General features: G+C 33.2%; 9 protein-coding genes and 1 pseudogene. 4 read left to right on the top strand and 6 right to left on the bottom strand.

The window, feature by feature from the left end:
* The 6 genes and pseudogenes from P3R27_RS14040 to P3R27_RS14015 all read right to left on the bottom strand — a co-directional run.
* Positions 1–268, bottom strand: a pseudogene (locus P3R27_RS14040) (D-serine ammonia-lyase); the annotation flags it as partial.
* A 47-nt stretch (positions 269–315) separates the two neighbouring features.
* On the bottom strand, positions 316–690 hold the full coding sequence (locus tag P3R27_RS14035; protein ID WP_301357561.1) for a hypothetical protein: 375 nt from the start codon (positions 688–690) through the stop codon (positions 316–318).
* 951 nt (positions 691–1,641) lie between these two features.
* Positions 1,642–3,006 carry a recombinase family protein gene (locus P3R27_RS14030; RefSeq protein WP_301357476.1) on the bottom strand — a complete coding sequence of 455 codons (1,365 nt, stop codon included), beginning with the start codon at positions 3,004–3,006 and terminating at the stop codon, positions 1,642–1,644.
* A 119-nt stretch (positions 3,007–3,125) separates the two neighbouring features.
* Positions 3,126–3,893, bottom strand: a complete 768-nt coding sequence (locus tag P3R27_RS14025) for a LysM peptidoglycan-binding domain-containing protein (protein ID WP_207463733.1) — start codon at positions 3,891–3,893, stop codon at positions 3,126–3,128.
* A 77-nt stretch (positions 3,894–3,970) separates the two neighbouring features.
* Positions 3,971–4,321 (bottom strand): ImmA/IrrE family metallo-endopeptidase, encoded by a 351-nt coding sequence (locus tag P3R27_RS14020; RefSeq protein ID WP_242695366.1) that lies wholly within the window; start codon positions 4,319–4,321, stop codon positions 3,971–3,973.
* 72 nt (positions 4,322–4,393) lie between these two features.
* Positions 4,394–4,705 (bottom strand): helix-turn-helix domain-containing protein, encoded by a 312-nt coding sequence (locus tag P3R27_RS14015; RefSeq protein WP_077152143.1) that lies wholly within the window; start codon positions 4,703–4,705, stop codon positions 4,394–4,396.
* Positions 4,706–4,996: 291 nt separating this feature from the next.
* Between P3R27_RS14015 and P3R27_RS14010 the strand changes: the two genes are divergently transcribed.
* From P3R27_RS14010 to P3R27_RS13995, 4 genes are all read left to right on the top strand, one after another.
* Entirely contained in the window at positions 4,997–5,191 is a 195-nt protein-coding gene (locus P3R27_RS14010; protein ID WP_077152144.1) for a hypothetical protein, read from the top strand.
* 33 nt (positions 5,192–5,224) lie between these two features.
* A complete protein-coding gene (locus P3R27_RS14005; RefSeq protein WP_157799013.1) occupies positions 5,225–5,371 on the top strand; it encodes a hypothetical protein in 147 nt (48 codons plus the stop codon).
* Between the two features lie 320 nt (positions 5,372–5,691).
* The gene (locus tag P3R27_RS14000; protein WP_301357481.1) at positions 5,692–6,447 is read left to right on the top strand and encodes a phage antirepressor KilAC domain-containing protein; all 756 of its coding nucleotides are present in this window, start codon (positions 5,692–5,694) and stop codon (positions 6,445–6,447) included.
* An 11-nt stretch (positions 6,448–6,458) separates the two neighbouring features.
* On the top strand, positions 6,459–6,647 hold the full coding sequence (locus P3R27_RS13995; protein WP_301357482.1) for a hypothetical protein: 189 nt from the start codon (positions 6,459–6,461) through the stop codon (positions 6,645–6,647).
* Positions 6,648–6,888: the final 241 nt, after the last annotated feature.

The raw sequence follows: 6,888 nt of genomic DNA, 5'->3' as shown, positions 1-6,888 counted from the left end.
TGTTTGTTTCAAAATGTTCTTTTTCTTTTATTTTATCCAACATACTAGGAATCTCAACTAATTCTGACTCGATGATCCCATTAGTAGATTTAGTATCAGGAAAAACTTTAGCAATGTATGGAGCAAACCTTTGTAGGCGTTTAGAAGCGTCTATCACATCATTTATGGTAAAACATGAAGTTTTTCTTTCTCCAAAATTTGGATTTATCCAGCACACTTCTTGATATGATTGCAATGCGCTTAATAAACGATCTGTTTTATTAGTCATTTTGGAACCCTCTTTCTATTTCTTAATTTGTGCTAACAATGGAAGAATTACTGATTCATCCCCCATGCAACGAAGAAATAAAAGAGTGTAGGGAGAGAAAAAAGTAAATTTATTCCTAAAATCCAAATGGAAATCAATTTATTATTATTAGTGAAGATATTGAAAAATAATCCAATAATTGAAAAAATGATAAATAACGAGAGAGATGATAAATAAAGATTGTCGGAAGAAATGTGAAGGATAGATGAAGTAGCAGAAGCAAATTTTTCAAAAAATCCAAACAGAGGGATGTTCGGATCTGCAACGCCCATATGGAAGATCTGGATACAAGTGATGTGTAATACCGATATCGCTGCACCAAGAGTACCGATTACTAATAAAGAGATTGCTTTTAATGGATTAGCAGATTTGATTATTGGCATATAAATACCTCCTAAGTTTTATACATTTAATTATCAATAATAAAAATTTTCTAACCATTTTTTTGTCTGCTTTATTCATTACATTTTTGTAAGAGATTAGAAAATAAAGAGGTTTGCATGGTTTGATTGGGATTTTTCATTTGAGGAATCACTAGAGTTGTTATAGCTTAAGACAGTTTAATTATTTCGAAGGTATGGGTTTTTAATGGATTAACTATTCTTTAGTGTGGAATAATATATGCAGTTATTAAAAAATCAAAACGTTTGGGGAAGTATATAGCGTGCATGTTGATACTCTCTTTATTAATTATGATATGCGTATTTTAGACAGCAAAAGGATTATATCGGTTGAAATAATAGATAAAAAGATAGTAATCTTATTGTATCACCTAATAACATTGCTTTTCACAACCCATTCTTTTCGAGCGGGTGTTTTTAATTGAATAGGGAGCTACTCAGGCCAAATTGACTTACTCAGGATGGATAAACAAACGTTTTTTAAAATCACATACTTTCTATGCTGCATTATTGTATTTGGTACATCAGTGACAATATTGTATAAAAAATGTACGTTCATATTATTTTTTGTCTTTGAAGCAGGTAGTATAAAATAGATTGTATTTCATCCATTTCGGAAATCCAGTATCTGTATAGTTCCTTTTCGAATTTTTCTTTTTATCAAGAAAGAACCGTTTCTGGAGATAAAACAGAAAAAGCTAATTTCCTATAGATTTCATAACCTTATATAAGGTTGGATCATTGATAGAAATAATGCATATTATATGATAATAGTAATAGAAATGTTTAGTAAATAAAAAAAGTTCGCAAAGTTTTAACACTTTACGAACAAAAAATATATGCAGACGATGGGATTTGAACCCACACGAGCTTGCGCTCACAAGACCCTCAATCTTGCATGTCTGACACTATTCGTTAGTAGGTCTGCATTAATTATAGGAAATTAACTGTAATTTTTTTTGAAGAGTCGAATTTAATATTTTTTATAAATGATCGCCAGAACGTTTTTTGTTCATACATTTCCATATTACTATAGTTTTGTTTAATATTCATACTTAGGAGAGTTTCAAGGTTCTCGATTTTTTGTTTAGTGCTATGTTCTTCAGATGTTAAAGTAAGCTCGCTTAGTTCAGTTAATAATTTTTGCCTATCGTGTTTAAATTCGTTTAAACTGATAACTTCGTTAAGGTAAGCATTTTTTAATCTATCAATTTTCTTTTCTATAGCTTTTTGTTTATACTTATTGTCAGGCAGTTTTTTTTTGACTGATTTTAGTTCATTTATTTCCACACTGATAAGATCGTCTATATTGTCTAATAAACGTGCTTCTAATACGTGTTCACGTATTGACTTAGTATTCAGACATTTAGGATGTTGGTACGCGTATCGGCAAGAATACATAGATTTAGGAGGGTACTTGATACGTGTGCCATCTTTTCTTTTATTTCCCCAGACTGACTTTTGACCTGAGTTCATTTTTTTACCGCATTCACCGCATACTAAAATACCTGAGAACAAATACATATTTTTGACATTAGATTTTTGGTTCATGGACAATTGCCGGTTAACAGAAAAAAACAGTTCTTGGTTTATAATAGGTTCGCAAAAATTTTTGTTATCTCTAAACTCACCTATATATTTTTTATTTCTTAGCATGGAACGAATAGCTTGCATGGTGCGAGATATACCATATTCTTCTAAAAGGAATTTAGCTGTCTTATTTAGGTTAGCATGCTCGTTGTAGTATGCGAATACAGCTTGCGCTATATGCGCTTGATTGTCCGGCTTTAAGCGTTTATCATCTATAGAGTAACCAAGCGGGGTAGAGCCACTTATAACTTCGCCCATTTTCACCTTGTTTGCAAATACAGATTTCATACGCTCGCTTGTCATTTGCGCTTCAAGTTCGGCAAAGCTCATAACTTGATTAATGAATGTTCTCCCATATGCTGTAGTAGTGTCATAGTAAGGTTGAGAAACAGCAATCCAATGGACGTGATTTTTTTCGAGTAATTCTTGTGTATTTAAATAGTGTTTTAACGATCTAAACCAACGATCTAATTTTGTGAATAGAATAATATCAACTAAACCAGAGTCAATATCATTCATTAAGCGCTTAAATTCATCTCGTTCTAGTTTCTGACCGCTTATCCCGTCATCAATATAAATTGAATGAACGATCATATCTTTTTGCGTTTTTACATATTCTTGAAGTGTATCTTGCTGTTCTCTTAAACTATCACCAAATTTTGCTTGTTGATCGCTGGAAACTCGGATGTACAATGCAGCTCTTTTCATAGTGTAATTACTCACTTTCTTTGCTACAATAGACTGTATAGCAAGAGCCTATTGCTAGGTTTTTGATTACTTAACACGTACTTACTTTGGTCGGTGGGACGTGTTTTGTTTTTTTATATTTACTTTATTCTTAGTTCCTGTCCAGGGTAAAGCATGTAGTTGTTTAGATCCATTCCATTCAAATTGAATAATGCATCCATGCTTATTCCTGATCTAGTAGCTATATCCTGTGGGCTTTCTCCTGCTTGGACAGTTGTCGTTACAGTAGGCTCAGATGAAGGCGTTGTTTGTGCTTGAGTATCAGGAGAACTAGTTGTTATTCCAGTATGAGCGCTATTTGTTGCTGCTGAACTAGCTAGATATTCTCCTATAATTTTTTGTGATTCTTCAGTGTAGATGGTGATTAGTTGATTTGCCCATGATTCATAGATAGAATAATCATCAGACAGTGAATAATGTAAATTTGCCATTTGATTAACACCGTCAGTCGAGATTATGGCCAGTTTTTCGACTTTATTGTTAGAAATTGCTGCTAGACCATCAATTCCACTAGTATTTGTTGATGCTTCGTTTCTAAACTCCTGAATTAATCCTGGTGTAGCATCTTGAATCTTAAGTGTATACTCACTTAAGATGGACTGATAGCTAGTTGTATCAGCTGTTAACGATGAGTTAGTACTACTATCCGATGTTTCTTGCGCCTTTGAGGTAGTAGATGTACTTATGGAACTTTCAGAGGTGGAACTTAAGCTAGTTTTTGTTGAACTTATCTTAGTTTCTTTTGTAGAACTATTTGAAGTTTTGCTTGAATCAGAACGAGTATTAGCGTTACATGCACCTAAAATGAATACTCCTAGAATAGCAAGCCCTAAATATAACTTTTTCATTTTTTATTTCTCCGTTCATATTATAATGTAAGAGGCGAAAAACAGATATATTGCTCGTGATGAAGCATGGACTATTTTTATACAAAATTGCTCATAGTTTCTCGAACACAGTTTTCTAAGTTCCAAGGAATTTGATAGTATTCCATGAATTTTACTGCATTTAGATGCTCTTTTTCAAAATCGTATTCGTTTGACCATAGGAACAATAAGATTTCAATAGCAATCTTATTCGCTTCAAACTCAAATTTTCTTCTAGCTGAATCAGTTGCGTTGTAAAATGCAGTTAATTCTTCATGCTTCTTTATACAATGTCCAAGCTCATGCGAAATTTCGAAATCAGAGTTTTTATCAAGCAATTTCTTACTTAACAATATTGCTTTTTCCTCAGACAAATAAAAACCACTTCTTTCCATTTCAATAAAATGCAACTCTAAACCCATGTCAGATACTAAGCTTAATAAATGTCTATTAATGTCACTACACAAAATCATCACATCACTTTACTTTTTTTCGGCAGCTCGCTTTGCAGCTAAAACAGACCTTAAAAATTCTACTTCTTCATCAGTTATATCACCACCGTCAAAAGCAAAAATTCCATGTTTCTCAGCTAATGATATTTTATCTTCACGACCTAAGAGGTAATCGACAGATACTCCAAAATAGTCGGCAACTTTTTCTAAATCTCTAGCTTTAGGTTCAGTAGTTTTCCATCTATAAAAAAGATTTTCACTAAAACCTAATTCAACAGCAACTTCTTTCATGCTTTTTTGACGTTTTGCAGCTAGTTTTTTTATCCTTTCAAACAGTGTCATATAAGACTTCCCCAATTCTAAACAAATAAAAAGTACACAAAATGTAACTAAAAGGTTGACTAAAGTACACGAATGTATTATTATTTGTTTGTAAGTTAATTTGATAGAAAAATAGCAAACTAAAACACACCTTATAGCATAAAGTTTGGCGACCAAGTGCGAATTAAAGGTTTTGTTATAGGCGTATTTATCTATGTCTATATAGTATACGAATGTATAATTTAAGTCAACTTTTTTATACAAATTTCTATCATCTTAACTTACATAATTAATGGAATGAGGAGGGGGCACATGTCGAATCTTGATAATGGTCGCGAAGCAATCAAAGCTTTCATGAAGAAAAACAGCATCACTATGGATGATTTAGCAACTGCATATGGGTATACACGAGTTCGTATGCAACAAATTATTGATGGGCACTGGAGTGGTCCAAAAGCGAATAAAACTATTCTAGAAATTATTCGTGACTATCGAATTCGAAGGTAGTGAGAAACCGAGTTTAATGATAGGAGGGGAATTATGGCAAAAGAAGACTTAATTATTGTACTAGAAAACAAACCTTCTTCTGAAGCGATTCGACGAGCTTGGTGGGTTATTGCAAAGAGCATTACCCGTAGGACTGGAGTTGTAGTGGAACCTGTATTTAAAGATGATAGTGAGAAATGATATATACAAACCAACCAGAGCATATGATTACAGGATTTATCAAAAAACGGTAGATAAAGCTGTAAGATAATCGTTCTACTTTGATGATAGGTAATAGATTTTCTGATTACAGAGTAAAAACAATTGCGAACGAGCTAGAAAATTTACGAGTACCCGAAATTAAGAATATGAGGATGAGATTTTGTAATGACTTGACGTGTCTATTATTGAGTTCATGATCTTTATGCTAGTAAAGATCGCCTATTTTAATTTATTACTTGAATCGTTATTTTTAGTGGTACTGATTTTAAATTACTAGTTTAATCTGAAAGGAGAAAATTATGAATACACAACAAATTTTTAATTTCGAACAAAACGAAGTTCGAACAATCTTAGTAAATGACGAACCATATTTTGTAGGTAAAGACGTTGCAGAAGTCTTAGGATATAGAAACACTCAAAAAGCAATCCTAAATCATGTGGATAAAGAAGACAAGGGGGTAACGAAATGGGACACCCTTGGAGGAAAACAAAACATGATAATCATCAACGAATCAGGGTTATACAGCTTAATACTTAAATCCAAGCTTCCAAACGCAAGAAAGTTCAAACGTTGGGTAACGAGTGAAGTTCTACCAACAATTAGAAAGAACGGCGCATACCTAACCGATCAAAAAGCGTATGAGATTACACACAATCCAAACTCACTAGCAGATCTGTTGTTACAAGCAGGTGAACAATTAAAACAAAAAGATTTGGTTATCCAAGAAATGCAACCTAAAGCATTATTCTCAGATGCAGTAAGAGGGAGCGTTAATTCATGTTTGATTAAAGAATTAGCCACGATTCTAAAACAAAACGGTATAAATATTGGGCAAAATCGTTTGTTCATTTGGTTAAGAGAGAATGGTTATCTTTGTCGAGACGGACGACGTAAGAATCAACCAACGCAACGTTCTATGGATTTAGGAATTATGGACGTGAGGGAGCATGTACGCACGAATTCTCAAGGTGAGTTAGTGACAAAGTTCACGCCTCTTGTTACTGGTAAAGGACAGCAATACTTTATAAATAAATTTTTGAATGAGGATGTATAGGAGGTAAGTTGATGACTTATACAGTACAACAAGAACATCAAATTCTCAATCTTATTAGGCTACGTAGAAAAGAATTACAAGATGATCGTGCAGCGCTTAGAAAAGCCGCTGAGCTTTCAGATAGACAAGCAGAGCTGATTGCGATGGAGCTTGAAGATTTACGAATGTTAGAAATTAAAAATAGGGAGATAAGACTATGAAAAAGACAGACACGCTTTTTATCGGAGTCATCTTAGGTTTACTCATACTAGTAGCACACTACAGCGTAGTGGGAGGAAGTATTTTCGCAAGTTTAATGGTTTTGATAAACCTAGTAGATTCGAAGGAAAGGAGAACGTATGGATCGAAAAGAAGCTTTGAAGAAAGGAAAAATGATTGCTGATAGATGGTGGTATGACAATAAATCAACTATTTTAAGCAAACAGCTAATCAATAAACAAA

It is taken from the genome of Enterococcus spodopteracolus, assembly GCF_030441955.1.
Classification (GTDB): domain Bacteria; phylum Bacillota; class Bacilli; order Lactobacillales; family Enterococcaceae; genus Enterococcus_B; species Enterococcus_B spodopteracolus.
This window is presented reverse-complemented; position numbering and strand designations above follow the sequence as displayed.

Excerpts from the sequence above, each read along its gene's own strand:
- P3R27_RS14035 (WP_301357561.1), bottom strand. The coding sequence starts at position 690 with ATGCCAATAATCAAATCTGCTAATCCATTAAAAGCAATCTCTTTATTA.
- P3R27_RS14030 (WP_301357476.1), bottom strand. The coding sequence starts at position 3,006 with ATGAAAAGAGCTGCATTGTACATCCGAGTTTCCAGCGATCAACAAGCA.
- P3R27_RS14025 (WP_207463733.1), bottom strand. The coding sequence starts at position 3,893 with ATGAAAAAGTTATATTTAGGGCTTGCTATTCTAGGAGTATTCATTTTA.
- P3R27_RS14015 (WP_077152143.1), bottom strand. The coding sequence starts at position 4,705 with ATGACACTGTTTGAAAGGATAAAAAAACTAGCTGCAAAACGTCAAAAA.
- P3R27_RS14010 (WP_077152144.1), top strand. The coding sequence starts at position 4,997 with ATGTCGAATCTTGATAATGGTCGCGAAGCAATCAAAGCTTTCATGAAG.
- P3R27_RS14005 (WP_157799013.1), top strand. The coding sequence starts at position 5,225 with ATGGCAAAAGAAGACTTAATTATTGTACTAGAAAACAAACCTTCTTCT.
- P3R27_RS14000 (WP_301357481.1), top strand. The coding sequence starts at position 5,692 with ATGAATACACAACAAATTTTTAATTTCGAACAAAACGAAGTTCGAACA.
- P3R27_RS13995 (WP_301357482.1), top strand. The coding sequence starts at position 6,459 with ATGACTTATACAGTACAACAAGAACATCAAATTCTCAATCTTATTAGG.